The sequence below is a fragment of the Stappia sediminis genome (assembly GCF_009826895.1).
GTDB lineage: Bacteria > Pseudomonadota > Alphaproteobacteria > Rhizobiales > Stappiaceae > Hongsoonwoonella > Hongsoonwoonella sediminis.
Genome location: NZ_WUMV01000003.1, coordinates 846,568 through 872,003 on the forward strand (window position 1 = coordinate 846,568; position 25,436 = coordinate 872,003).

General features: G+C 61.8%; 20 protein-coding genes and 1 riboswitch. Of the genes, 19 read left to right on the top strand and 1 reads right to left on the bottom strand.

Going from position 1 to position 25,436, the window contains the following annotated elements; all coding sequences use genetic code 11:
• The first annotated feature begins 131 nt into the window (after positions 1-131).
• From tolQ to serA, 12 genes are all read left to right on the top strand, one after another.
• The gene (gene tolQ / locus GR183_RS10825; protein WP_160775581.1) at positions 132-845 is read left to right on the top strand and encodes a protein TolQ; all 714 of its coding nucleotides are present in this window, start codon (positions 132-134) and stop codon (positions 843-845) included.
• Positions 846-848: 3 nt separating this feature from the next.
• Positions 849-1,298, top strand: coding sequence for a protein TolR (gene tolR, locus GR183_RS10830; protein ID WP_160775582.1), 450 nt, complete (start codon positions 849-851; stop codon positions 1,296-1,298).
• A gap of 4 nt (positions 1,299-1,302) precedes the next feature.
• On the top strand, positions 1,303-2,286 hold the full coding sequence (gene tolA / locus GR183_RS10835; protein WP_160775583.1) for a cell envelope integrity protein TolA: 984 nt from the start codon (positions 1,303-1,305) through the stop codon (positions 2,284-2,286).
• An 84-nt stretch (positions 2,287-2,370) separates the two neighbouring features.
• On the top strand, positions 2,371-3,723 hold the full coding sequence (tolB, locus tag GR183_RS10840) for a Tol-Pal system beta propeller repeat protein TolB (protein WP_160775584.1): 1,353 nt from the start codon (positions 2,371-2,373) through the stop codon (positions 3,721-3,723).
• 154 nt (positions 3,724-3,877) lie between these two features.
• Entirely contained in the window at positions 3,878-4,363 is a 486-nt protein-coding gene (gene pal, locus GR183_RS10845) for a peptidoglycan-associated lipoprotein Pal (protein ID WP_208999813.1), read from the top strand.
• Between the two features lie 253 nt (positions 4,364-4,616).
• A complete protein-coding gene (ybgF, locus tag GR183_RS10850; RefSeq protein ID WP_208999814.1) occupies positions 4,617-5,597 on the top strand; it encodes a tol-pal system protein YbgF in 981 nt (326 codons plus the stop codon).
• Positions 5,581-6,873, top strand: coding sequence for a tRNA lysidine(34) synthetase TilS (gene tilS, locus GR183_RS10855; protein WP_160775585.1), 1,293 nt, complete (start codon positions 5,581-5,583; stop codon positions 6,871-6,873). The genes ybgF and tilS overlap by 17 nt, the downstream gene beginning before the upstream one ends.
• A 209-nt stretch (positions 6,874-7,082) precedes the next feature.
• Entirely contained in the window at positions 7,083-9,017 is a 1,935-nt protein-coding gene (ftsH, locus tag GR183_RS10860; protein ID WP_160775586.1) for an ATP-dependent zinc metalloprotease FtsH, read from the top strand.
• Positions 9,018-9,213: 196 nt separating this feature from the next.
• On the top strand, positions 9,214-10,560 hold the full coding sequence (gene glmM / locus GR183_RS10865) for a phosphoglucosamine mutase (RefSeq protein ID WP_160775587.1): 1,347 nt from the start codon (positions 9,214-9,216) through the stop codon (positions 10,558-10,560).
• A 216-nt stretch (positions 10,561-10,776) separates the two neighbouring features.
• A complete protein-coding gene (locus GR183_RS10870; RefSeq protein WP_160775588.1) occupies positions 10,777-11,562 on the top strand; it encodes an outer membrane protein in 786 nt (261 codons plus the stop codon).
• A 155-nt stretch (positions 11,563-11,717) separates the two neighbouring features.
• A complete protein-coding gene (locus GR183_RS10875; RefSeq protein ID WP_160775589.1) occupies positions 11,718-12,893 on the top strand; it encodes a phosphoserine transaminase in 1,176 nt (391 codons plus the stop codon).
• Positions 12,894-12,978: 85 nt separating this feature from the next.
• Complete coding sequence (serA, locus tag GR183_RS10880) at positions 12,979-14,565, top strand: phosphoglycerate dehydrogenase (protein ID WP_160775590.1); 1,587 nt, start codon at positions 12,979-12,981, stop codon at positions 14,563-14,565.
• Positions 14,566-14,618: 53 nt separating this feature from the next.
• On the opposite strand, the gene GR183_RS10885 is transcribed toward serA, so the two are convergent.
• Complete coding sequence (locus tag GR183_RS10885) at positions 14,619-15,527, bottom strand: DMT family transporter (RefSeq protein WP_160775591.1); 909 nt, start codon at positions 15,525-15,527, stop codon at positions 14,619-14,621.
• A gap of 233 nt (positions 15,528-15,760) precedes the next feature.
• Here GR183_RS10885 and GR183_RS10890 point away from each other — a divergent pair, with 233 nt between their 5' ends.
• The 7 genes from GR183_RS10890 (at position 15,761) to GR183_RS10920 (ending at position 25,425) form a co-directional block, all read left to right on the top strand.
• Positions 15,761-16,519 carry an arginase family protein gene (locus GR183_RS10890; RefSeq protein ID WP_160775828.1) on the top strand — a complete coding sequence of 253 codons (759 nt, stop codon included), beginning with the start codon at positions 15,761-15,763 and terminating at the stop codon, positions 16,517-16,519.
• Between the two features lie 123 nt (positions 16,520-16,642).
• Positions 16,643-17,932: an MFS transporter gene (locus GR183_RS10895; RefSeq protein WP_160775592.1), complete on the top strand. Its 1,290-nt coding sequence runs from the start codon at positions 16,643-16,645 to the stop codon at positions 17,930-17,932.
• 157 nt (positions 17,933-18,089) lie between these two features.
• A complete protein-coding gene (locus GR183_RS10900) occupies positions 18,090-19,379 on the top strand; it encodes an adenylosuccinate synthase (RefSeq protein ID WP_160775593.1) in 1,290 nt (429 codons plus the stop codon).
• 37 nt (positions 19,380-19,416) lie between these two features.
• Entirely contained in the window at positions 19,417-21,192 is a 1,776-nt protein-coding gene (locus GR183_RS10905; RefSeq protein WP_160775594.1) for a hypothetical protein, read from the top strand.
• Between the two features lie 362 nt (positions 21,193-21,554).
• On the top strand, positions 21,555-22,703 hold the full coding sequence (locus GR183_RS10910) for an IS4 family transposase (RefSeq protein WP_160775595.1): 1,149 nt from the start codon (positions 21,555-21,557) through the stop codon (positions 22,701-22,703).
• Between the two features lie 442 nt (positions 22,704-23,145).
• A riboswitch (TPP riboswitch) is annotated at positions 23,146-23,301 on the top strand.
• A gap of 168 nt (positions 23,302-23,469) precedes the next feature.
• Entirely contained in the window at positions 23,470-24,186 is a 717-nt protein-coding gene (locus tag GR183_RS10915) for an ABC transporter permease (protein WP_160775829.1), read from the top strand.
• A 300-nt stretch (positions 24,187-24,486) separates the two neighbouring features.
• The gene (locus tag GR183_RS10920; RefSeq protein WP_160775596.1) at positions 24,487-25,425 is read left to right on the top strand and encodes an ABC transporter substrate-binding protein; all 939 of its coding nucleotides are present in this window, start codon (positions 24,487-24,489) and stop codon (positions 25,423-25,425) included.
• Positions 25,426-25,436 lie beyond the last annotated feature (11 nt).

A 25,436-nucleotide genomic window follows, 5' to 3' on the forward strand; every position in this document is an offset into this window, starting at 1 on the left:
TGCAGATGAACCCGGAACGTCGAAATCCGGACACGGCTCAAGGCCATGACCGCGTGTCCGACCGGCGGATATTGGATGTGAAACGGAACAGGCCGTCGCTTCGTATCGGCTGGATAGAGGTTCGAGACTAGATGATATCTGAAGCTCTCGCGCAAACGACCGTGGCTGCGGCAGAAAGCGACTTTTCGTTCCTGTCGCTGTTCTTTCAGGCGCACATTGTCGTCAAGCTTGTAATGATCGGGCTCCTCGCCGCATCGGTGTGGTGCTGGGCGATCATATTCGACAAGTGGTTTCTCTACGCGCGCACCAAACGGCAGATGAACCGTTTCGAGACGGTGTTCTGGTCCGGCCAGTCGCTTGAGGAACTCTACCGCACGCTGTCCAACCGGGCGAACCATTCCATGGCGGCGCTGTTCGTGGCGGCGATGCGTGAATGGAAGCGCAGCCATGAAGGCGCTAAGCCCGCCCTGCACAGCCTTCAGCAGCGCATCGACCGGGTCATGGACGTGACGATCTCGCGCGAGCAGGAGCGGCTGGAGCGTCGGCTTCTGGTGCTTGCGACGGTCGGCGCGGCAGCGCCCTTCATCGGGCTGTTCGGCACGGTCTGGGGCATCATGACCGCATTCCAGGCGATCGCGGCATCCAAGAACACCAATCTTGCGGTCGTCGCGCCGGGCATCGCGGAGGCTCTCTTTGCCACCGCGCTTGGCCTTCTCGCCGCGATTCCCGCCGTCATCGCCTACAACAAGCTTTCGGCCGACGCGAACAAGCTCAGCGGGCGGATGGAAGGCTTTGCCGACGAGTTTTCGGCCATTTTGTCGCGTCAGATCGATGAGAGGCTTTGATCGATGGCCATGCAGGTAAACGGGGCCGGCTCGGCCGGCGGACGCAGGCGTGGCGGGCGGCGCCATTCGAAGCCGCTCAGCGAGATCAACGTCACGCCGTTCGTCGATGTCATGCTCGTGCTTCTCATCATCTTCATGGTTGCGGCCCCGCTCCTTACCGTGGGCGTGCCGATCGACCTGCCGGAATCGCAGGCGAAACCGCTTGAAGGCGACAAGGAGCCGATAACAATTTCGGTGACATCCGCCGGCGAGGTCTTCATTCAGGACACCGAAATCGCGCCGGAAGAAGTCGTGGCCAAACTTGAGGCGATTGCCGCCAACGGCTACGACGAGCGCATTTTCGTCCGCGGCGACCAAGACGCCGATTATGGCACCATCATGCGCGTGATGGGACGCATCAATGCCGCTGGCTACAAGCGCCTTGGTCTCGTCACGCTGGAGGAGCAGAACTAGGCATATGCGCGTCGGGCTCATCGCCTCCACTGCTGGCCATCTGGCCATTTTGGTCTGGGGAGTGATCTCCTTTCCGGACGCGCGCCCGTTCGACGTGCCGCCGGTGGACAGCCTGCCGGTGGAACTGGTCCCGATTTCCGAGCTGACGAAGCTGCGGGTGGGCGAAAAAACGGCAGAACTGCGCGAGGAAGAGGCCCCGAAACCGACGGAGAAGAAGGCCGAGGAGCCGCCGGTCCCCGATGCCAAGACGGGCGATGCCAAGGCCGAACAGCCTACGCCGGCGACGAAGAAGGCAACGGCGCAGCCGGCCGAGGCGACGCCAGCGCCGACGCCGCCTCCCGCGCCTGCGCCGGAGCCGCCGGCTCCGGAAAAAACGGCGGAACCCGCCCCGGCACCGCCCGCGCCTCAGCCTGACAAGGCGCCGGAGCCTGTGCCCGAGAAAGCGGAGGAGCCGAAAAAGGTTGCCGAAGCGCCGCCGGTCAACGTCAAGCCGCGCTCCAAACCCACGCCGCCGCCGAAGGTGCAGCAGACCGCACAAAGGCGCGAGCCCGAGAAGAAGCAGGACGACTTCAATCCCAACCAGATCGCAGCGCTTTTGAACAAGGTAGATGCGTCGGGCGGGGGAACGCAGTCCTCCTCGACACCGGCATCGCTTGGCAGCGAAAAGGGCCAGTCGAACGTGCAGATGTCGCAGTCCGAGCTTGATGCATTGCGCAGCCAGATCGCCAGGTGCTGGAACCCGCCGATCGGCGCAGCCGGCGCGGATGATCTGAATGTGCGCCTGAAAGTGTCTCTCACGCCGGGCGGCGATGTCGACCTGTCGCCCCAGGTCCTTAATTCCAGCGGCAATCCGTCTTTCAACGTCGCGGCGGAAAGCGCGCGGCGGGCTGTCCTTCGCTGTGCTCCCTACTCGCTCCCGACGGCCAAATACGAGGCCTGGCGGGAGGTCATCATCAATTTCGACCCGCGCGAACTGCTCGGCGGGTGAGGTATCTCGCAAATGAGATCAGAAATTCGCTTCATGAGGGCTTTGCCCGTGAGACGTATCCAGAACGGAGAGGAGTCTCGTTCCATGTTTTCAACGGTGGCTTCGCGCCTGAGTGCTTTGGCCAGGTCAACCGGTAGCGCCTTGGCGTGTGTTGTCGTGCTCGTTGCAATCTTTGCCTCGGCGCCGGCGCATGCGCTGGTGGAAATCGATGTGACGCAGGGTAATGTCGAACCTCTGCCGATCGCCATTCCCGACTTCAGCGGCCCCGGCGGCGATGCCGAGGTCGCGAAGGACGTTTCCGCGGTGATTTCGGCCGACCTCAGGCGCTCGGGCCTCTTCCGCCCGCTCGATCCGGCAAGCTTCATCGAGCAGAACGTGAATGTCGGCACGCCGCCGCAATTCGGCTCCTGGCGCCCGATCGGCGCACAGGCTCTTGTCGTCGGTTCGGTGACCCGGCAAGGCGATGGCCGCTTGCGGGCGGAATTCCGCCTTTGGGATGTTTTCGCCGGAGAGCAGATGCTGGGACAGCAGTTCTTCACCACGCCGGACAACTGGCGGCGGCTGGCGCACATTATCGCCGATGCGGTCTATGAGCGCCTGACCGGCGAAAAAGGCTATTTCGATACGCGCATCGTCTTCGTGTCGGAGTCCGGACCGAAGGACCAGCGCGTCAAGCGGCTGGCCATCATGGATCAGGACGGCGCGAACGTGCGCTACCTGACGCGTGGAGACTCGCTCGTCCTGACGCCCCGGTTTTCGCCGACGCGGCAGGAGGTCACTTATATGGCCTACTCCGATGAGGCGCCGCGTGTTTACCTTCTCAACATCGAGACGGGCCAGCGCGAGGTCGTCGGCAATTTCCCGGGCATGACCTTCGCACCGCGGTTTTCGCCCGACGGGCAAAAGGTCGTCATGAGCCTTCAGCAGGGCGGCAATTCCAACATCTACGTGATGGATCTGCGCTCGCGGCGGACGACGCGGCTGACGAATTCGCCCGCGATCGACACAAGCCCGTCCTACGCGCCGGACGGCTCGCGGGTCGTATTCGAGTCCGACCGTGGCGGATCGCAGCAGCTTTACGTGATGAACGCCGACGGTTCCGGCGCGGAGCGGATCAGTTTCGGCCCGGGCCGCTATTCGACGCCCGTCTGGTCCCCGCGCGGCGATCTGATCGCTTTCACGAAAATGCATCAGGGCCGTTTCATGATCGGCGTGATGAGGCCCGACGGACAGGGTGAGCGCATCCTGACGGAAGGCTATCACAACGAAGGTCCGGCATGGTCGCCCAACGGCCGCGTGCTGGTGTTCTTCCGCGATACGCCGGGGGCTAGCGGCGGGCCGCAGCTTTGGACGGTCGACCTGACAGGATACAACGAACAAAGGGTGCCGACGGAAGGTTTCGCCTCCGACCCGGCGTGGTCGCCTTCGCTGGACTGAGCGGGAAGGGCAGGTCCGACGGTTTGGCGCAGCGGTGATTTACGGTTTGGAAGTAACGAAATGTTCACCATGATTGCAAACCGCGATTTAACCAACTTTGGCTATCAACGGTTTACCCTGTCGGGGCACGGTGGGGAGCAGGAGTAAGGGATTTATGATGCAGATGGGGATGGTTGCCCGCGGCTTTCGGTTTGCTGCGATCGTGGCAACGGTTTTGACACTCGCAGCTTGCGCCCAGACGAAGACGGATGGTCTGACAGGCAATGCGACGCCCGGCTCGGGGCAGGATTTCGTGGTCAACGTAGGCGACCGCGTCTTCTTCTCCGAAGACCAGTCGACGTTGTCGGCGCAGGCGCGTTCGACGCTCGACAAACAGGCGCAGTGGCTCAACAAGTACTCGCGGTACACCGTGACCATCGAAGGTCATGCCGATGAGCGCGGCACCCGCCAGTACAACATTGCGCTCGGCGCCCGCCGAGCGAATGCCGTGCGCGACTATCTGGTCGCCAAGGGAATATCGGACTCGCGCCTCAGGACGATCTCCTACGGCAAGGAACGTCCGGTGGCGGTCTGCAACGACGAGTCCTGCTGGACGCAGAACCGGCGTGCCGTCACGGTGCTGAACAACGCCGGCAGCTGACCGATATCATTTGCCATGCCCGAAAGGCCGGCCACATTTATGTGCGCCGGCTTTTCGTGATTCCAAGCGTCAAAATTTCGTCCAAGTCAAAGCGCCACTTGCCCCGGCGTCGGGCGGGCATGCCGGACAGGCTCGTCCGAATTGTCAATTGTCTTTTCGCAACCGGGTATCGATATGAAGGGCCGTGACCTAGGACGGCTGATGCTATAAACCCAGCGAATGACCGGAACCCGGAACGGGCCGGAGGAGGTGGATGATCGACGTGAAACGAATTTTCGTTTGCTTGACCCTGGCAATCATGCTTGCCGGCTGGCCGCAGGCCGGCTCGGCACAGCTTTTCGGGTCATCGAAGAAGGATGCCGAAACGGTCGCGCGTTTGAACCAGCTGGAAGAGAACATGCGGGCGCTGACGGGTCAGATCGAGGAATTGAACCATCAGATCCGCGTTCTTCAGGACCAGATAAGGCGAATGCAGGAAGATACGGAGTATCGCCTGCAGCAGCTTGAGGGCGGCGCGCCGCGCCAGCGCTCGGACGCCGCGCCGGTCGGACAAGGAGCCGCGCAAGGCGGCACCTTGCGTGGCAGCGAGCCTCAGGTTCTAGGAACGTTGAACGAAAGCTACGGCCCGGCGAGCGGCGCCGACGTGCAGGCTCAGGGCTCCGGCGATGCCGAATTCGGCGCGGATGGCGGCTACTCGAGCGGCAGCGGCCCGCTTGACCTTTCTGCACTGGCGAGAGGGCTTGAAAACCCAGGTTCGGATTCCGGGGCGGATCCTGGTTCGCAGCCGCCGGGCGTAGGCAGCGGCCAGGACCCGATAGGCGATCAGGTCGCCGCGCTTGAACCATCCGGGGATCCGCAGGCGACCTATAACGTGGCGTATGACGCCATTCTTTCCGGCGACTATCGCGGTGCCGAAACGGGTTTCATGCGGTTTCTCGCCGATTTTCCGGATCACAGCCTGGCCGGCAACGCCCAGTTCTGGCTGGGTGAAAGCTATTACGCGCAAGGGCGGTATCGTGACGCGGCGGATGCCTTCCTCAAAAGCTACACGGATTATCCCGATGGCCAGAAGGCCACTGACAGCCTGCTGAAGCTTGGGCTTTCGCTGGAAGGGATCGGCGAAAGGGATGCTGCCTGCGCGACGTTTTCGGAGCTTCTGGCGAAATACCCCAACGCCCCGGCGACCGTCCGTTCCGAAGCACAGGCCGAACAGCAGCGTGTCGGATGCAGTTGACAGCAACGCGCCTCTCGAAGATGAGGAAATTCGCGGCCTCCTGGCGCCTCTCGCCGGTGTGAAACGGATTGCCGTCGGCGTTTCGGGCGGTCCGGATTCGCTTGCGCTTCTCTATATTTTGAGCCGCTGGCGGGCGGAAGATCGCTCTCGTGGTATTGTCGCGTTCACGGTCGATCATGGTTTGCGGCCGGAAGCGGCGGATGAAGCGGCCCATGTCGCAGCTGTGTGCCGTTCGCTCGCAATTTCGCATGAAATCCTGAAGTGGCAGGGGCCGAAGCCCGATGCCGATGTTCAGGCAGCGGCAAGAAAGGCGAGACAGGATCTGCTGGTCGGGGCGGCGCGAAAGGCCGGCGCGGATGCGCTCGCCCTTGCCCATCACCGTGACGATCAGGCGGAAACGTTCCTGCTGCGGCTTGCGCGCGGAAGCGGGGTCTATGGTCTGGGCGCCATGCGCGGCGAGACGCACTGGGACGCTATGCCTGTGTTTCGCCCGCTCCTTGACGTACCGAAATCCAGACTGATCGGGACGCTGCGCCGGGCGGGCATCGGCTGGTGCGAAGACCCCTCGAATGAGGATGCGCGCTATGCCAGGGCCCGCATTCGAAAGCTCATGCCGCTCCTTGCGCGGGAGGGATTGACGGCGGAGCGGCTTTCGCAAACGGCAAATCGGCTTGCAAGGGCGGCAGATGCGCTGGACGTCTGGACGTCGGGCGTGATCGGCGCGGGCGCGACGGTGCATCCCGCGGGGCCCGTGAAATTGCTTATGAGCATTTTTGACGGAATGCCCGCCGAAATCAGGTATCGGGTGTTCTCGCGCGTGCTGCGTTTCGTCGGCGGCGGCGGCTATGCTCCACGCTTTGAAAAGCTCCAGCGGCTTTGCGATGACCTGCTTGCCGGAACTGAACGCAAGGCCACCCTCGCCGGCGCGGTATTGTACCGCGAAGGAGATTGTCTCTACTGCTGGAGGGAACCTGGTCGCGAAGGCATTGAGGCGATGGAAATCGCCGGCCCGGACCGAAGGGTCTGGGATGGCCGTTTTTTCGTCGAAGTTCCGCGTCATTCGTCTGTCCGGATCGCGGCGCTTGGAAAGGGCGGGTTGAGACGCCTTGGCCTGGAGCGTCCGAAGGGGTGGCCGGCCGGCGCATTCGAGGCCTCTCCCGCGCTTGAGATGGAGACCGGCGGGGGAGAAAAGCGCGAAATTGCCGTGCCGGGAATTGCGGATGCCGTGGTTCCGTCCGGCTGGCGTTTCGGCTTCGTCGGCTCCCTTGCCTCCTGAATCGGCGGCGACAGCTCAAATTTCCGGCGGTTAAGCCCGAAATGTCGGCTTGACTCAGGCCTGAGCTTAACGAAATGGAGATTGCGGCGTGACAAGTTGGCGCTGGACCTTGGCATTGCGCCAACCGGGGCCTATCTTCCGGTAAGACCAAAGGGCCCGAGGCCGATCGCAGCATCTGAACGTCGCGTGATGGCGACGAAGGAACACAAATGAACGCTAATTTCCGCAACTTCGCCCTGTGGGTGATCATCGGGCTTCTGTTGATCGCCCTGTTCCAGCTCTTCCAGAACCCGGGCCAACGCAGCGCGAACAACGAGATTCCGTTCTCCCAGTTCCTGAATCAGGCCGAACAGGGGGAAGTGCGTGAGGTCACCATACAGGGTCAGCAGGTGACGGGCCGCTACTCGAATGGCGGTGGCGTGTTCCAGACCTATGCGCCGGAAGGGGCCAGTGGGTATGTGGAGCTCTTGCGCAACAAGGGCGTCCAGATCAACGCCCGTCCCCCGCAGGAGAATTTCTCTCTCCTCGGAGCGCTGATTTCCTGGTTCCCGATGCTGATCATCCTGGCGATCTGGATTTTCGTCATGCGCCAGATGCAGGGCTCCGGCGGCAAGGCGATGGGCTTCGGCAAGTCGAAGGCCAAGCTTTTGACGGAGGCTCATGGGCGTGTGACGTTCGAGGATGTCGCCGGCATCGACGAGGCCAAGGAAGACTTGCAGGAGATCGTGGAGTTCCTTCGCGATCCGCAGAAGTTCCAGCGTCTGGGCGGTCAGATCCCGCGCGGCGTGCTGCTCGTTGGCCCCCCGGGCACCGGCAAGACGCTGACGGCGCGTGCCGTCGCGGGCGAGGCAAATGTTCCATTCTTCACGATTTCGGGTTCCGATTTCGTGGAAATGTTCGTCGGCGTCGGCGCAAGCCGCGTGCGCGACATGTTCGAACAGGCCAAGAAGAACGCGCCTTGCATCATCTTCATCGATGAGATCGACGCGGTCGGTCGTCATCGCGGCGCCGGTCTGGGCGGCGGCAACGACGAGCGCGAGCAGACGCTCAACCAGCTCCTCGTCGAGATGGACGGCTTCGAGCCCAATGAGGGCATCATCATCATCGCCGCGACGAACCGTCCGGACGTTCTCGACCCCGCGCTGCTGCGTCCGGGCCGGTTCGACCGGCAGATCGTCGTGCCGAACCCGGATGTCGTCGGCCGTGAAAAGATCCTGAAGGTGCACATGCGCAAGGTGCCGCTGGCTCCGGATGTCAACGTGCGTACGCTGGCGCGTGGAACGCCCGGCTTTTCCGGCGCGGATCTGATGAACCTCGTCAACGAGGCGGCCCTTCTCGCCGCGCGCCGGGGCAAGCGCCTCGTCACGATGCAGGAGTTCGAGGACGCCAAGGACAAGGTGATGATGGGGGCGGAGCGCCGCACGCTCGTCATGACCGAGGAGGAAAAGCGTCTGACGGCCTATCACGAGGCCGGTCACGCGCTCGTGGCGCTGCACATGCCGGCGTCCGATCCGATCCACAAGGCGACGATCATTCCGCGCGGCCGTGCGCTCGGCATGGTCATGCGCCTGCCTGAAAAGGACCAGGTTTCGCTCACCCGCGCAAAGTGCAAGGCCGACCTCGCGGTGGCGATGGGCGGTCGCGTCGCCGAGGAAATGATATTCGGATATGAGAAGGTCACCTCCGGCGCTTCGGGCGATATTCAGATGGCGACCAAGCTTGCGCGCGCCATGGCGACGCAGTTCGGCATGTCGGACAAGCTGGGCCCCCTGCTTTACGGCGAGAACCAGGAAGAGGTGTTCCTGGGTCACTCGGTCGCCAAGCATCAGACGGTGTCGGATGAAACGCAAAAGATCGTCGACGCCGAAATCAAGGCCTTCGTCAACGAGGGCTACGAGACCGCGAACCGTATCCTGACGGAGCATTCCGATCAGCTTCATTCGATCGCAAACGGCCTTCTGGAATACGAGACGCTTTCGGGCGACGAGATCAAGGACCTGCTGGACGGCAAGCCTCCCGTGCGCGAATCCGACGATGACCACCCGACGTCGCGCGCTTCGGCCGTTCCCAAGACGGGCGCCAAGAAGCGCGGCGGCGAAGGGGATGAGCCTTCGGGCGGCATGGAGCCGCAGCCGCAGGCGTAAATCCTTCTCGTAAGGTAAAGGCGAAGCACCCGGTCATGGTTTGACCGGGTGTTTTTTTCGTCACAATTCATAATAATTATTGAACGATCCGAAGCACCGAAGGGTGTAAAAAGCTGGAAACCAGATTCCGGCCAAGGCGGCTTGGCGAAGTTGGCGCTGTTCCGGTGCCGGCTTGAGTTATGAGTACAGGGTAACCATGGCGCGCAAACTTTTCGGAACCGATGGCATCCGCGGCGAATCCAACCGCTGGCCCATGACCCCCGAAATCGCCCTCAAGGTCGGAATGGCGGCTGGCCTGTCGTTCCGCAATGGCGGTCATCGCCATCGCGTCGTGATCGGCAAGGACACGCGGCTGTCGGGCTATATGATCGAGAACGCCCTCGTCGCCGGGTTCACCGCCGTCGGCATGGACGTGTTCCTGCTGGGGCCGATGCCGACGCCTGCGGTGGCCATGCTGACGCGTTCGCTGCGATGCGACCTCGGCGTCATGATTTCCGCCTCCCACAATCCGTTCCGGGACAATGGCATCAAGTTTTTCGGGCCCGACGGGTTCAAGCTGTCGGATGCGGTGGAAACGGAGATCGAAGCCCTTGTCGAGTCCGACATGACTTCGAAGCTTTCAGGTCCGGACCGTCTCGGGCGCGCCAAGCGCGTCGACGGCGAGCAGGCGCGCTATGTGGAGTTCGCCAAGCGCACGCTGCCGAGGGACATGAGCCTGGAAGGCTTGAGGATCGCGATAGACTGCGCCAATGGCGCGGCCTACAAGGTGGCGCCGCAAGCGCTCTGGGAACTGGGTGCCGACGTTGTGGCGCTGGGCACGACGCCAGATGGCCTGAATATCAACAAGGAGTGCGGCTCCACCTCGATCAAGGCGCTTCGCGACAAGGTCGACGAGGTTCGCGCCGATATCGGCATCGCGCTCGATGGCGATGCGGATCGCGTTATCATCGTCGACGAGAAGGGCGATGTGATCGACGGCGATCAGCTTATGGCCGTTGTCGCGCAGTCCTGGCAGGAAGATGGCAGGCTTTCGGCGTCTGGCATCGTGGCGACCGTGATGTCGAACCTGGGCCTTGAGCGGTATCTATCGGGCATCGGCCTCACGCTTGCGCGCACGCAAGTGGGAGACCGCTATGTCGTGGAGCATATGCGCGAGCACGGCTTCAACGTGGGCGGAGAGCAGTCCGGCCATATCGTCCTGTCCGACTTCGCGACGACGGGAGATGGTCTGGTGGCCGCTTTGCAGGTGCTGGCCTGCGTCAAGCGTCTTGACCGGCCGGTGTCGGAAGTGTGCCGGCGTTTCCAGCCCGTGCCGCAGATCCTCAAGAACGTGCGCTATTCCAACGGCATGCCGCTTGAGCACGAAAAGGTGCAGTCGGCGATCGAGGAAGGGCGCAAGAAGCTTGGTGCATCGGGGCGGCTCGTCATTCGCCCGTCCGGCACGGAACCGCTGATCCGCGTCATGGGCGAGGCGGATAACGAAGAGGTCCTGAACGGCGTCGTCGACGATATCGTGGACGCCGTGCGCAGCACCGCTGCCTGAGTGTTCCGTACTTCGATTACCGGAAAATTCCGCGTCGGAAATCTTTAGAATTTCTATACGAGAAATACTATTTTTAACCTTGCGTTAAGGTAAAAAAACGCGGTTAAAAATTACGGTTAAACTTAACTTAATGGTTTTCGCCAATTCTTGTCACCGTGCTTCACGGATGCGGCCGGCAACACTTCAGTTGCGGACGCTAAATTTGAGGACGGAGACATGAAGAGTATTGCAAAGGTTTTGTCTCTGGCCGGCGTCGCGATCGTCGTCTCGTCGGTCAGCTTTGCCGCGGACCTGCCTGCGCCCGTTATTGAGCATGTGCCGGAAGTGCCGGTGGCAACCGGCGGATGGTATCTGCGCGGCGATATCGGCTACAAGATCTACGTGGACCCTGACGCGGGATACAGCAACCAGAGCTTCCAGAACGAAAGCATGGACGACACGGCCGTGATCGGTGTCGGCGTCGGCTACAAGTTCAACCAGTATTTCCGCACCGATTTGACCGTCGACTACGAATTCAAGTCCGAATTCGAAAGCCGAACCCCGTGCGCGGCCTGCGGTGCCGGCGGTGGTGCGGGCGTCAGCATAGACAGCGCAAGCATCGATGTGTGGACGATACTATTCAACGCATATGTCGATCTTGGTACCTATGGCGGGTTTACGCCCTACGTCGGCGGCGGTGTCGGCACGTCATACATCAATGTCGGCCAGATCTATTCGAATGTAGGCACTCCGGTTCGGCTGTCCGGCGATAGCCGTTGGGATTTCTCCTGGGCCCTGATGGCAGGCGCGTCCTACGCGTTCAACCCCAACCTTTCGCTGGATGCGGGCTATCGCTACCTGAACATCGGCGATGGCTATTCCGAACCGTACACCACCGCGGGAACGACCGCGAAGGTCCGGTACGAAGACCTTCAGGCGCACGAATTCCGTGTCGGTCTGCGCTACACGTTCGACAGCGCCCCGGCCTATCTCCCGGCGGAGCCGATCGCCACGAAGTTCTGATAATTCAATACCTTGAACTGACGGAAAAGGCCGGCGGACACGCCGGCCTTTTCACGTTTCCATTTAGTGTCTTGTAATGACGTGGCCTTTCCGATAACGCTTTGCGCGGGACATCCCTCCCCAACGAGGGACAACTATCTGGAAGGGTAGATACCATGACCAATGTCCAAAAACCGGCCATGAGGCCGGCCAATCCGTATTTTTCCTCCGGCCCCTGTTCGAAGCGTCCCGGATGGTCGCTCGAAGCGTTGAAAGACGCATCCCTCGGCCGCTCCCACCGCGCGAAAATCGGCAAATCGAAACTCGCTGAAGCAATCGACCTCACCCGAGAGGTGCTTGAGGTGCCGGCGAATTATCGCATCGGCATCGTGCCCGCTTCCGACACCGGCGCCGTCGAAATGGCGCTCTGGTCGCTGCTTGGCGCCCGCCCCGTCGATATGCTTGCATGGGAAAGCTTCGGCTCCGGCTGGGTCACGGATGTCGTCAAGCAGCTCAAGCTTGAAAATGCGCGCCGGATCGAAGCTCCTTATGGGGAGCTGCCGGACCTCTCGCAGGTCGATTTCTCCCATGACGTCGTCTTCACGTGGAACGGAACCACGTCGGGCGTTCGCGTTCCCGATGCGGACTGGATCGCGCCGGACCGCGAAGGCCTGACGATCTGCGATGCCACGTCCGCGGCTTTCGCCCAGAGGCTGGACTTCGCGAAGCTCGATGTCGTGACCTTCTCCTGGCAGAAGGTTCTGGGTGGTGAAGCAGCGCATGGCGTGCTCATTCTCTCCCCGCGCGCGGTGGAGCGGCTTGAAAGCTATACGCCGGCCTGGCCTTTGCCGAAGATCTTCCGCATGACAAAGGGCGGCAAGCTCATTGAGGGCATCTTCAAGGGCGAGACGATCAACACCCCGTCGATGCTTTGTGTCGAGGATTATCTCGACGCTCTTCGCTGGGCGAAGGCGCTCGGCGGCCTCGCCGGGCTCGTCGCGCGGGCGGATGCCAACGCGAAGACGATCGCCGACTGGGTCGGTGATACGCCCTGGGTCGATTTTCTGGCTGTCGATCCGACGACGCGGTCCAACACTTCCGTTTGTCTGAAGATCGTCGATCCGGATGTGACGCGCCTCGATGATGCCGGGCAGGCGGCTTTCGCGAAATCGATCGTCTCGATGCTCGATGGTGAAGGCGTTGCCTTTGATATCGGCGCCTATCGCGACGCGCCTTCGGGTTTTCGCATCTGGTGCGGCGCGACCGTCGAGGCGGCTGACGTAGCTTCCCTTCTGCCCTGGCTCGAATGGGCGTTTCAGGTTGAAAAGTCGAAGCTTCAGGCCGCCGCCTGACCTTTAAGGAAAATTTACAGGAACGGCACCTCGATCCGGCATGTTTGCGTGGCCGGGGCCGTTCGCAATATTCGGAGTAACGTCTATGGCTCCCAGAGTCCTGATTTCAGACAAGCTTTCGCCTGCGGCAGTACAGATTTTCAAGGATCGCGGGCTTGAGGTCGATTTTCAGCCGGACCTTGGCAAGGACAAGGAAAGGCTCGCCGAGGTGATCGGCGAGTATGACGGCCTCGCCATTCGTTCAGCGACGAAGGTAACGGAAAAGATCATCGCCAATGCCGGGCGGCTGAAGGTGATCGGGCGTGCGGGCATCGGCGTCGACAATGTCGACATTCCGGCTGCCACCGCCAAGGGCGTCATCGTGATGAACACGCCCTTCGGCAATGCGATCACGACTGCCGAACACGCGATCGCGATGATGTTCGCCGCCGCGCGCCAGATTCCGGCGGCGGATGCTTCCACCCAGGCCGGCAAGTGGGAAAAGTCGAAGTTTGTCGGCACGGAGATCACGTCGAAGACGCTTGGCCTGATCGGCTGCGGAAACATCGGCTCGATCGTGGCGGAGCGGGCGATCGGCCTGAAGATGCGGGTCATCGCCTTCGATCCCTTTCTTTCCGCCGAACGCGCGATCGAGCTTGGCGTGGAAAAGGTCGATCTCGACGAGTTGTTCCGCCGGGCGGATTTCATCACGCTGCACACGCCGCTTACCGAAAAGACGAAGAACATCATCGATTCCGCCGCGATCGAGAAAATGAAGGACGGCGTTTACATCATCAATTGCGCGCGCGGCGGGCTTGTCGATGAAGGTGCGCTGCGCGATGCGCTCGACAGCGGCAAGGTGAAGGGTGCTGCCGTCGACGTCTTCAGTTCGGAGCCGGCGACGGAGAACATACTGTTCGGCGCGCCGGGTCTTGTCTGTACGCCGCATCTCGGCGCCTCCACCTCCGAGGCGCAGGAAAATGTGGCGCTTCAGGTGGCCGAGCAGATGTCGGACTACCTCCTGAAGGGTGCGGTTTCGAACGCTATCAACATGCCGTCGATCACGGCGGAAGAGGCGCCGATCCTCACCCCCTTCGTGAAGCTTGCCGAGCAGTTGGGCTCTTTCGCCGGCCAGTTGACGGAAACCAGCGTCAGGTGCATTCGCCTTGAATATGAGGGCGATGTCGCGGAGATGAACGTCAAGGCGCTGACGGCGGCGGCCCTGACAGGCTTCCTTCGCCCGCTTTTGCAAACGGTGAACATGGTCTCCGCGCCCGTGCTCGCCCGCGAGCGCGGTATCCAGGTGGAGGATGTGCGCCGTGAGCAGCAGGGCGTTTACGAGAATTATATCCGTCTGACGGTGATCACCGAAAGGCAGGAGCGCTCGGTGGCCGGTACGGTGTTTTCCGACGGCAAGCCCCGCATCATCCAGGTGAAGGGCATCAACATGGAGGCCGAACTCGGCTCCCACATGCTCTATATCACCAACGCGGACAAGCCGGGCTTCATCGGCCATCTCGGCATGGTGCTGGGCGATTCAGGCGTCAATATCGCCACCTTCAACCTTGGCCGCACCGCCCCGGGGGAGGATGCGATCTGCCTTGTCGAGGTCGATGGCGATGTCCCGGCTTCGGTGCTCGATACCATCAATCGCCTTGAGCACGTCAAGCAGGTCAAAACGCTGGTGTTCTGATCCCGGCGCCTTTGTCTGCAATCACCGGCCGGGGCGCCGTTCCCCGGCCGTTTTCATGTCGCGGAGCGAATTGCCATCCGCCGCAGGAAAATGCCCGCCCGCCCATCGAGAACAACGAGCCCGGTCAGGATGACGCCAAGGCCGAGCGCCTGCCTGGGCGTAACGGCTTCGTCCAGGAACGCGGCACTCAGCAGGATCGCGCTCAGCGGTATGAGCAGCGTTACGAGCGAGGCGTTGGTTGCGCCTGCCTTGATCAGAAGTCGGAAGTAGATGAGATAGGCAAGAGCCGTTGAAAGGAGGCCGAGGCAGACAACGTTCAGCCAGGCCGTCTGGCTTGCTTGTGAAAAATCCCATCCGGTCCCCTGCCATATGGCGATGGGCAGCATGATGATGCTCGATCCGGTCAGTTGCCCGGTGGCGGCCGCCATCGGCGACATCGATCTGAAGCGCCGCGCGAAGGTTGCCGCGAATGCGTAGGAGAGCGCGGCGCCAAGGCATGCCAGTTGCGCCCACAGCGGTTCTTCGCCGATTCCGTCGAGCGCCGTTGAAAGCGTGATGGCGACCCCGGCAAAACCGATGAGAACGCCCGCCAGCCGGTTTGTCCTGAAGGGTTCCTGTGCGAAGACGAGCACGGCAACGATCACGGTGAAGATCGGCGTTGCCGCGTTCAGGATCGAGGCAAGCCCGGCGGAAACTGCCGTCTGGCCCCAGAAGATCAGCGAAAACGGCACGGCGTTGTTGAGAAGCCCCATGACGAGCAACGCCTTTAGCTTTCCCGCATCTCTCGGGAACGGGATTTTTCTGAACCGCAGCAGGATATGAAGCGCGCAGGCGGCGGAAAAAACCCTGAAAAACACGAGCACGAACGGCGGGATTTCCGCCACCGCGACTTTCGCGAATAAAAATGCCCCACCCCAGATGAGCGAGAGTACGGAAAGAAGAAACCAGTTCACAAGCGACATTTGTTTTCAACCGGGGTTCCTGACCAGGCGATCCGTATCAAGCACAGGCGAGGCGCGACACCCGGTTTGCGAGCGGGACGGTTGCATTTTATCTGGGAAAACGATCATGCTTCCGGCCGTGTAGCGCCTATAAGGGTTCCCGAACATGACGCGGAAGCGGGATCAAACGATTGACTGAGCAATTGGCATACACTGTTTTTCAAGGCCGCGCTGGCGACCACAACGACTTGGCGATGCCGGGCGCAAGGGCTATCGGAGAAGCTCTGGCCCGCCGTACGGGCATTCAGCCTGTTGTTCTAGGTACGCCAGAACCATGCCTGAATGCCGGATGGCGCGAGGAACTTGATGCCGCCATTTCCGCGCTTTACGAGATGCGGGCCCGCTTTCAAGAAGTGATGGCCAATGGCGCGGTATCGGTCGCGGCGATCAGCCGCTGCGCGGTTTCTCTTGCAACCCTGCCGGCGGTGGCAAAGCATAACCCTTCGGCCTGTGTGGTCTGGTTCGATTCGCATGCCGACCTGAATACCCCGGAAAAGACCGCGACGGGTTATTTGGGCGGGCTGGCCCTCGCCGGTCCGGTCGGGCTATGGGATTCCGGCCTCGGCGCGGGGCTGGGGCTTGGACAGATAGTCCTGGTCGGCCAGCGCGATCTTGATCCGTTCGAGTTGGAACTGATTGAAAAACACCGCATTCCTCACATCAAGCCGAAAGATGACTTGGCGACTGCACTGCGTGAGGCGATTGCGGGACGTCCCGTTTATGTGCACCTGGACTGCGATGTTCTGGATCCGGGTATTGTTCCAACCGACTATGTCCACGAAGGCGGACTGTCTCTGAAAGACCTTCGCATGTGCTCTGATGTGATAGCCGAGCATGAGTTCGTCGGCATCGAAATCGCCGAATTTCAGTATGCATGGGAAGCGGGTGGCGATCCGGTTTCTCCAGAGCCGCTCCTGAACGCTTTGGCGCCGCTCCTGAATAAAGCCATGTAGGCCGGCCAAAGGCTTGTCGACAAGGATTGACATCGCGATGGTCGCATTGGCGAGCGATCTCGCTTGCAAATCGGCCCGGTGCGGCGCAGGGTGAGACGTCTTCCCGCCAGCCACTAATTTCCGATGCCTGACCAGTCTCCGGATGCCGCATTGACCCGCTCGCTTCCCGCGCGCGTTGCTCCGCTCGTCGTATCCGCGGCCCTTCTTCTGGGCGCCAACGGGCTCGCCATGACGGTGATCGCCGTGCGCGGTCGGGTGGAAGGCCTCAGCGACACGATGATCGGCCTGCTCGGATCGGCCTATTACGCCGGGCTCATGCTGGGCGTTCTCGTCACGCCGTTCCTGATCAAGAGGGTGGGGCACATTCGCGTCTTCGCCGCGCTCGCTTCCGTAAGTGCGGTGGTGATGATGGTCCTGCTCCTGATGCCGGCGGGGCCGTTGTGGCTTGCCGCGCGCTTTGCCAGCGGCATCGCGTTTTGCGGCACCGCCATGGTCGTCGAAAGCTGGCTGAACGCGCTTGCCTCCAACGCGGAGCGGGGGCGCGTGCTGTCGGTCTACCGGATCGTCGATCTGGCGGCGGTGACGGGCGCGCAGTTCCTGCTGCCGCTTTATGGCGCCGGCGGATACGAGATCCTCGTCCTCATCGCTCTCTTGTTCAGCCTGGGGCTCGTTCCGGTGGCTCTCGCGCGTGAGGGCAATCCGCCGGTGCATTTGAAGCGCAAGCTCGATCTTGGCGAGATCTTGCGCATTTCACCCGTTGCCATCGTCGGATGCCTGACGATCGGGCTGACCAATGGCGCTTTTCGCTCGATCGGCCCGCTCTATGCCGAAGGTGTGGGGCTTGGCGTCGATGCGGTGGCCTTCTTCATCTCTCTATGGATCGTTGCCGGCGCCATCTTCCAGTATCCGCTCGGCTGGGCGTCGGACCGGGTGGACAGGAGGCTTGTGTTGATGTTCGCGACGATCGGGGCCGGGCTTTCGTGCCTGCTCGTTGCCGGGACGACGGACAAGGCGTTGATATTCACCGGCATATTTTTCTTCGGCGGCTTCGCGCTGCCGCTCTATTCGCTTTCGGCCGCCCATGCGAACGACCATGCGGAGCCGGGCCAGTTCGTGGAACTCGCGGCGGGTCTGACGCTGTCCTTCGCGCTGGGCGCGGTGGTCGGCCCCTTCGCCGCCTCGCTTGTGATCGACATGTTCGGTCCGCGTGCGTTTTTCATCTATACGAGTGCGCTGCATTTCGCTTTGGTAGGCTTCATCGCGCTTCGCATCGCCGCGCGCCGGTCGGTGCCGGAAGGGCGCCGGCGGCCATTCGTCTGGCTCTTGCGCTACTCGCCGATGATATATCGCCTTGCCCGCAACGGCGCGGGGCAGGCGAATGGCGACAGGCGTGAAAAAGAGCCGCGGAAATGAACGGATTGGCCGCGTTTCGGGGTCGCCAGCCACGCCGGAGATCGCTATAGTCCGGCGCGTTTGCCCTAGGGTAGCTTGCCTGGGCATTTCGCGTGTTCGCGGACGCGGCCGTGCTGATTGGCCGTCTTCGCAATCTTGCTCAGGAAGGTAGTGCTACATGGCCAATGTCGTCGTCGTCGGGTCGCAATGGGGAGACGAGGGAAAAGGCAAGATCGTCGACTGGTTGTCCGAGCAGGCGGATGTCGTCGTGCGTTTCCAGGGCGGGCACAACGCCGGGCATACGCTCGTGATCGACGGTGTCAGCTATAAATTGTCGCTGCTTCCCTCCGGTGTCGTGCGTGGCAAGCTTTCGGTCATCGGCAACGGTGTCGTCATAGATCCGCATGCTCTGGTCGCGGAGATGGAACGGCTTTCCGAGCAGGGCGTCAACGTTTCGCCGGACACGCTGAAGATCGCCGACAACGCGACGCTCATTCTCTCGCTTCATCGCGAACTCGACGCGCTGCGCGAATCGGCGGCTTCGGGCACGAAGATCGGCACGACCAAGCGCGGCATCGGTCCGGCCTATGAGGACAAGGTCGGGCGCCGGGCGATTCGGGTGATGGATCTGGCCAATCTGAAAACGCTGCCTGCAAAGATCGACCGCCTGCTTGCCCACCATAATGCCCTTCGCAAGGGCCTCGGCGAACCGGAGGTCGACGCCAGGACGATCTACGAGGAGCTCGCAAGCGTCGCCGAGCGGGTGCTTCCTTTCATGGATACCGTCTGGGCGTTGCTGGACAAAAAACGCCGCGAAGGCAGCCGTATCCTCTTCGAAGGCGCGCAAGGGGCGCTGCTCGACAACGACCACGGCACCTATCCCTTCGTGACGTCTTCCAACACGATCGCGGGTCAGGCCTCCACCGGTTCGGGCCTCGGGCCCGGCGCGATCGACCATGTGCTCGGCATCACCAAGGCGTATACGACGCGCGTGGGCGAGGGGCCCTTCCCGACCGAGCAAACCAACGAAATAGGCGAATTCCTGGGCTCGCGCGGCCATGAATTCGGTGTCGTTACGGGCCGCAAGCGCCGCTGCGGCTGGTTCGATGCCGTGCTGGTGCGCCAGACCGTTTCGGTCAGCGGCATAAACGGCATTGCGCTGACGAAGCTGGATGTGCTCGACGGGCTGGACGAGATCAAGATCTGCGTGGCCTATGAGCTCGACGGCAAGCGGATAGACCATCTGCCGGCGTCCCAGGGCGCTCAAATGCGGGTGAAACCGATTTACGAAACCTTGCCGGGCTGGAAAGAATCCACGCAAGGTGCAAGAAGCTGGGCGGATCTGCCGGCCCAGGCGGTGAAATATGTGCGTCACGTGGAGGAGTTGATCGGCGCGCCGGTTACATTGCTGTCCACCAGTCCGGAGCGGGATGATACAATCCTTGTCCAAAATCCGTTTCAGGATTAAGCGTAAAGCTTGATTCGCGGCGGGAACGAGCGAGCATATGGCGGATTACTATTCGGTTTTGAAGAAAACCGTTGCAGCACTTCCTGAAAATACCGGTGCCGCACGGCGTAACATTTATCAGCGCGCCCGTACCGCGATCGTCGGTCAGTTGAAGGCGTATGATCCGCCGCTGTCACCTTCGGAGATCACAAACGAGCAGCTGCGTCTCGAAGAGGCCATTCGCAAGGTCGAGGCGGAAGCCGCGCGTGAAACCCTTGGCCTGAACAGGCCGCCCGAAGAACCTGCCGCGCCCGGTTTTGCGCGCAAGCCGGAAGAAAAAGGCGCCGCCGCCGCGGTCGAGACGCCGGGACCGGGCCGGGACAGCGCGGGGGATGCGCCGCCGCTCGAAACCCCGCCGGTTGGCGAACCTCCTTCGGCGAAAAGGCCCGCGGATGCCGGGGGCGGTGCCGAAAACGGACGCAAGGAGCCCGCTTTCGAAGGCGGTGTGGCGGATACCGCGCCTCGCGCGGAGCCGGGCTTCGAAGAGACGCCCCCCGTTGCGCCGTCAAGTGAAAGCGCTGTCAAAGCGGAAAAGAAGGGCGGGCGCGACAAACGCTCGGGCCGGCGCGCGAAAGAGAAAAAGCCGGCCGCCGCCCGTCCGCCCGCGCATGACCGCCCTTCGCGCATTCCCGTGGTCGTGTCGATCATTGTGGCCCTGCTTGTTCTGGTCGGGATTGGAGCCATAGGCTATTCGCAGCGTGATGCTCTGCTCGCCTTGCTGGAGGATACCGGTAAGGAAGCATCGTCCATCGCGGATGTCACACCGGCTTCCACCGACGACAAGAGCGGGGAAAACGCAGGCTCCCCGGCGTCGAACGGCAAGATCGATGCCCGCCTGCCGACGGCGGGCGGCAACGGCGAGTCCGCGGCGGCGCCCGATGCGCGTACGGTAACGACCACTCGAATTTCACCCGCCACGTCGAACGGCGGCACAAGCGCGGCGCGCCAGGAAGATGTGAGAAGCGTGGAACCGCGCCAGGTGGGCCCTGGAATCGCATCTGCGCCCTCCGGGCAGACGGCAAGCCCGGCTCCTTCTGCGGCGGATGATGGGGCCGATGCGGCCGCGCCCCAGGTAAACGCGCCCGCCGCCGATACCTCGGCCGGACCCGCCACTCAGTCTCAAAGTGCGGGGAACGGAAGCGATGCGGCATCGGATGATTCGGTGCGCAAGGTCGAAACAGCCTCGATCTCGCCGGATACCGGTTCCAACGCCGACTCTGGCGGCAATGCCCCTGCGGGTGCTGCCGTGGCTCAGCGCTCGATCCTCTACGAGGAGGGGCCGGACAGCAACGGATCGGGGTCCGCTTCGCCGGGGCAGGCGGTATGGTCGATCGAAGGCGGATCGAATGGCGAGGATGCGGTTTTGCGGATCGATGCGAATATCACCGACCGCAACATCAGCGCCGAAGTGACGATCAAGCCCAATACGGACGATTCCCTGCCCGCGAGCCATCTTGTGGAGGTTCAGTTCGAATTTCCTCAGGAACTTGCGGGAAATGGCGTCGCGAACGTGCCGGGCCTCGTCATGAAGAGAACCGAAGAGGCTCGTGGCGATGCCCTGATCGGTGCTTCGGTCAAGGTCGCGGACAATCTGTTCTGGGTGGCGCTTTCCAATGTTCCGAGCGAGCGTGACCGCAACATGTCGTTGCTGCGCGAACGGGGCTGGATAGACATCCCGATCCTTTACGAGGATGGCAAGCGCGCGATCCTGACGCTTGAGAAGGGAACGCCGGGTACGCGCGCCGTCGAACAGGCATTGGCATCCTGGCAGTGAGTGCAAGGCTGTCCGGTTGAGACGTCCCGGCCCGTGTTAGCGGATCGCGAGAGCCGGGAACCAACGTTTAGCCCGCGCGTTAGCGCCCTTCCTTGAAAAGAGCGAGCTTCTCCCCCGACCTGATCGGAGGGTCTCCATCCATGCGCCGTGTCTTGCCGTCACGCCACATGCCGTATCTACTCCTTCGTCATCGCCGGGCTTGACACGGCGACCCATACTGTAAGGCCGTTCCGGAGATTGTGGTTGCCCGAGTCAAGCCCACTGCTGTCCGGTTAAGAATTGTTGGACAAAGTGCACGGTGTTGATTCTACTCATGTTCGAGCGTTTGGCGACGACCTCGGACACGAATTGGGAGCAACACCGTGCGACATCACAATAGCGTTTTTCACGGCCTGCAAAAGCACATTCCCTGGGCGCGGTTTAATGCGCTTGTGGAGCGCTACGGTGCTGACCGGCGGGTGAGGCGGCTTTCGACGAAAAGCCAGTTTCTGGCGCTGCTTTATGGCCAGCTTTCCGGCGCCGCGTCGCTGCGTGAACTCGAGAGCGTGCTCGCCTCTCATCAAACCGGTCTCTATCACGTCGGTGCGCGCGCGCCCTCGCGCTCCACCCTGGCCGACGCCAATGCCAGGCGCCCGGCCGATCTTTACGGCGACCTGTTCGCGCTGATGGTTGCCCAGGCCGGCGCCGGCCTGCGGCGCAAGATGCGCAATGCCGTGCGCATCCTTGATGCCACCAAGATCAAACTAACCGGTCTCAGCGATGGATGGGCCCGCTTCTCCGACCAGCTGACCGCCGCCAAACTGCATGTGATCTACGATCCCGACGCGGGCCTGCCGCTTTCGGCCCGCACTACAGCCGTCACCGTCAACGACATCACCCCCGCCAAGCAACTGACCTGCGAGCCGGGGGCCACCTACATATTCGATCTTGCCTACTACGATTATGCATGGTGGGCCGGCTTGCATGCCGCTGGCTGCCGTTTTGTCACCCGGTTCAAGACCAACACCCGGCTTGAAGAGACCGCTCGCCTTGCGACCGCACCCGGCTCCAACGTTCTGTCCGACCGCATCGGCCTGTTGCCCCGCCGACTGGCTTACGCCCGCAAAAATCCGATGAGCGATCCCGTGCGAGAGATCGTCGTGCGGATCAAAACCGGCAAGACACTGCGCCTTCTCACCAACGACCTCGACGCACCGGCCGACGAAATCGCCGAACTCTACAAGACCCGCTGGCAGATCGAACTGTTCTTCAAGTGGATCAAGCAGAACCTCAAAATAAAGCGCTTCCTCGGCACATCGCAAAACGCCATCCGAATCCAGCTCTACGTGGCCCTGATCGCCTTCGTGCTCATCCGCATGGCCCATCGCGCGCAGACCGCAATCGCCTCGCCACTCACTCTGTTGCGCCTCATCCGCGCAAACCTCATGCATCGAAAGGACATCGATGCTCTCGACAAGCCTCCACGAAATCCAAAACTTGACCACCGCCAAATCGAGTTCTGCGGAATATGAAACCTAAACCGGACAGCAGTGGGTCAAGCCCGGCGATGACGACAAAGAGGGTCAGCGTCTCTCTCCGCCATCACCTCCTCTCCGAGGTCACCCCGGGCTTGACCCGGGGCCTATTCCACGTCGCCAAATGCTTCGAAAGATCGAACTACTCGCAGCATCGACACGCAGAAATCATTGCCACCCTCGTATGTGGAAGCGTGATTGGATCCCGGGTCAAGCCCGGGACGACGGCGGAGAGTGGATAGGCGCCGTGCAAAAAAAAACGTCAGTGAAATCGTGGCCGCACAACGGTAGTTCCAGCCCAGGCATAACGATAAATCAGTCAGTGCCTCTCTTCGCCGTCGCCCCCGATCATATCGAAAACCGCACATCTGCCCATTCGCCTGCGGGCCGAATAGTTCGGCAAGCCTCTTGCAAAAACGGCGTTACTCTATAGTTTCTTCGGTATTCCGAGGGGTGTTCCCGCCGGATTGTCGCTTGCGCCCCTACCGGGCAAGGCGGCGGTCGCTTCGTGGCGGGGGCTGAGATGGCAGACTTGCCGGACCCTTAGAACCTGATCCGGGTCATGCCGGCGAAGGGACTGGAACCCGAGCCTCTTTCCCGGATCTCCACTGTCGCATCACCCGATGCGGAGAACGGAGATCCTTTGATGTCGTTACTACGCCGAACTGCGGCGATTGCCGGTCCGAACGAAGTTGCGCTGAACGGCGCCGGCCTGTCCCGTGCTCTTGGCCGTATCGCGCGCCCGCTTTCACGTGTCGCGATAATGACCGCCGCATTCATTGTCCTTTGGGCTGCATTGGTGCGCTGGTTCGCCATTCCGCCTTACCTGCTTCCCGGTCCCGAACGCGTCTTTCACGCCTTCGTCGAGCGTTGGTGGTTTCTCCTCGACCATGCACGCATCACGGCGGTGGAAACGGTCATCGGCTTTATTTGCGGCGTTGCCGGAGGCGTGATCTTCGCACTGCTGATGACGCTTTCTCCGCTTCTTCGGCGGGTCCTGCTGCCGCCGATCCTGGTAACCCAGGCCTTGCCCGTCTTCGCCATCGCGCCGATCCTGGTTTTGTGGCTCGGCTTCGGGCTCGCGTCCAAGGTCGTCATGGCCATGCTGGTGATCTTCTTTTCCGTCACCTCCACCTTTTATGACGGCCTCAGGCGCACGGAGACGGGACTTCTCGATCTGGCGGGCCTTTATCGGGTTTCGAAATTTCAGGAACTCCTGCACTTTCGCATTCCCGCTGCCCTGCCGGCCCTTTCGTCCGGCGTTCGCATCGCCGCCGTCTTCGCGCCCATAGGGGCGGTTATCGGCGAATGGGTCGGTGCGAAGGGTGGGCTTGCCTTCATCATGCTCCAAAGCAACGCGCGCATGCAGGCGGACGTGATGTTCGCAGCCCTCATCCTGCTTGCGGTCATGGTGCTTTTGCTGCGCGCGATCGTGGAAGGCGCAACCCGGCACCTTGTGCACTGGCAGCCGGAAGACTAGGTCACGGACCCATAATTAAGGCAGGAATGGCGCTACAAACGGCAAAGAGATGCAAGGAGAAGGGCGCGGAGCGGGTCTGCCACCCGGTCAAGCGCTTCGACGTGGCAGCTCGAAGCCGTTTGCGCGTCCTTTCAGGATATGGCGGATTTGCCCGACGACATCGTTGCAAGCCTTTGAAAACCGGACGGTTTCCCGCAGGCTTGCGCCTCGTATCCGAACAAATCAGCTCATACCATTTCAGTCTTATTTATGAGTCCGTGACCTGGACACCCGTCCCCATCCCCACCTCAGGAGAAAGATATGCTCCGCAATTTCGCGATATCGCTTGTAATGGCGCTGGCCCTTGCGGCCCCGGCGAAAGCCGCCGACAAGCTCACGGTTCTGCTGGACTGGTTCACGAATCCCGATCACGCGCCGATCATCATCGCGCAGGCGAACGGTTATTTCGCCGATGTCGGGCTGGATGTGGAGCTGATAGAGCCTGCCGATCCCGCGCTGCCGCCCAAGCTCGTCGCGGCCGGGAAGGGGGATATCGCCATCTCCTATCAGCAGACCCTGCATGCGCAGGTGGATGAAGGTTTGCCGGTCGCGCGCATAGGCACACTGGTCGCAACGCCGCTCAACTCGCTGATCGTGCTCGAAGAGGGGCCGATCGACACGCTTGCCGATCTGAAGGGCAGGAAGATCGGCTTTTCGGTGTCGGGCTTCGAGGACGCGATGCTCAATGCCATGCTGAAATCGCAGGGGCTGACGGTGGAGGACGTGGAGCTTATCAACGTCAATTTTGCCCTGTCGCCGGCCCTTCTGTCTGGGCAGGTCGATGCCGTCATCGGCGGGTACCGCAATTTCGAGCTGACGCAGATCGAACTGGAAGGCAAGAAGGGCAAGGCCTTCTATCCGGAGGAAAACGGCGTTCCCGTATTCGACGAGTTGATCTTCATCGCGCAGCGGGAAAAGACGGGGGACGATCGTTTCCCGCGCTTTCTCGAAGCGGTAGAAGCGGCCACCATTTTCCTCACCAATCATCCGCAAAAGGCGTGGGAAGCATTTATCGAGGCTTATCCGAGCCTTGATGACGAGCTGAACCGCCGCGCCTGGTTCGATACGCTTCCCCGCTTTGCCAAGCGCCCGGCGGCTCTTGATAGCGGCAGATACCAGCGTTTTGCCGAGTTCCTGAAGGAGGCCGATCTTATTCGTGAGGTGCCGCCGGTGGAATCCTATGCTGTTGAGATCAGATAGAGCCCCGGGAG

Bases quoted from the DNA above. Each gene is read 5' to 3' on its own strand.
- tolQ (WP_160775581.1), top strand. From the start codon at position 132: ATGATATCTGAAGCTCTCGCGCAAACGACCGTGGCTGCGGCAGAAAGC.
- tolR (WP_160775582.1), top strand. From the start codon at position 849: ATGGCCATGCAGGTAAACGGGGCCGGCTCGGCCGGCGGACGCAGGCGT.
- tolA (WP_160775583.1), top strand. From the start codon at position 1,303: ATGCGCGTCGGGCTCATCGCCTCCACTGCTGGCCATCTGGCCATTTTG.
- tolB (WP_160775584.1), top strand. From the start codon at position 2,371: ATGTTTTCAACGGTGGCTTCGCGCCTGAGTGCTTTGGCCAGGTCAACC.
- pal (WP_208999813.1), top strand. From the start codon at position 3,878: ATGATGCAGATGGGGATGGTTGCCCGCGGCTTTCGGTTTGCTGCGATC.
- ybgF (WP_208999814.1), top strand. From the start codon at position 4,617: ATGATCGACGTGAAACGAATTTTCGTTTGCTTGACCCTGGCAATCATG.
- ftsH (WP_160775586.1), top strand. From the start codon at position 7,083: ATGAACGCTAATTTCCGCAACTTCGCCCTGTGGGTGATCATCGGGCTT.
- glmM (WP_160775587.1), top strand. From the start codon at position 9,214: ATGGCGCGCAAACTTTTCGGAACCGATGGCATCCGCGGCGAATCCAAC.
- GR183_RS10870 (WP_160775588.1), top strand. From the start codon at position 10,777: ATGAAGAGTATTGCAAAGGTTTTGTCTCTGGCCGGCGTCGCGATCGTC.
- GR183_RS10875 (WP_160775589.1), top strand. From the start codon at position 11,718: ATGACCAATGTCCAAAAACCGGCCATGAGGCCGGCCAATCCGTATTTT.
- serA (WP_160775590.1), top strand. From the start codon at position 12,979: ATGGCTCCCAGAGTCCTGATTTCAGACAAGCTTTCGCCTGCGGCAGTA.
- GR183_RS10885 (WP_160775591.1), bottom strand. From the start codon at position 15,527: ATGTCGCTTGTGAACTGGTTTCTTCTTTCCGTACTCTCGCTCATCTGG.
- GR183_RS10890 (WP_160775828.1), top strand. From the start codon at position 15,761: ATGCCGGGCGCAAGGGCTATCGGAGAAGCTCTGGCCCGCCGTACGGGC.
- GR183_RS10895 (WP_160775592.1), top strand. From the start codon at position 16,643: ATGCCTGACCAGTCTCCGGATGCCGCATTGACCCGCTCGCTTCCCGCG.
- GR183_RS10900 (WP_160775593.1), top strand. From the start codon at position 18,090: ATGGCCAATGTCGTCGTCGTCGGGTCGCAATGGGGAGACGAGGGAAAA.
- GR183_RS10905 (WP_160775594.1), top strand. From the start codon at position 19,417: ATGGCGGATTACTATTCGGTTTTGAAGAAAACCGTTGCAGCACTTCCT.
- GR183_RS10915 (WP_160775829.1), top strand. From the start codon at position 23,470: ATGACCGCCGCATTCATTGTCCTTTGGGCTGCATTGGTGCGCTGGTTC.
- GR183_RS10920 (WP_160775596.1), top strand. From the start codon at position 24,487: ATGCTCCGCAATTTCGCGATATCGCTTGTAATGGCGCTGGCCCTTGCG.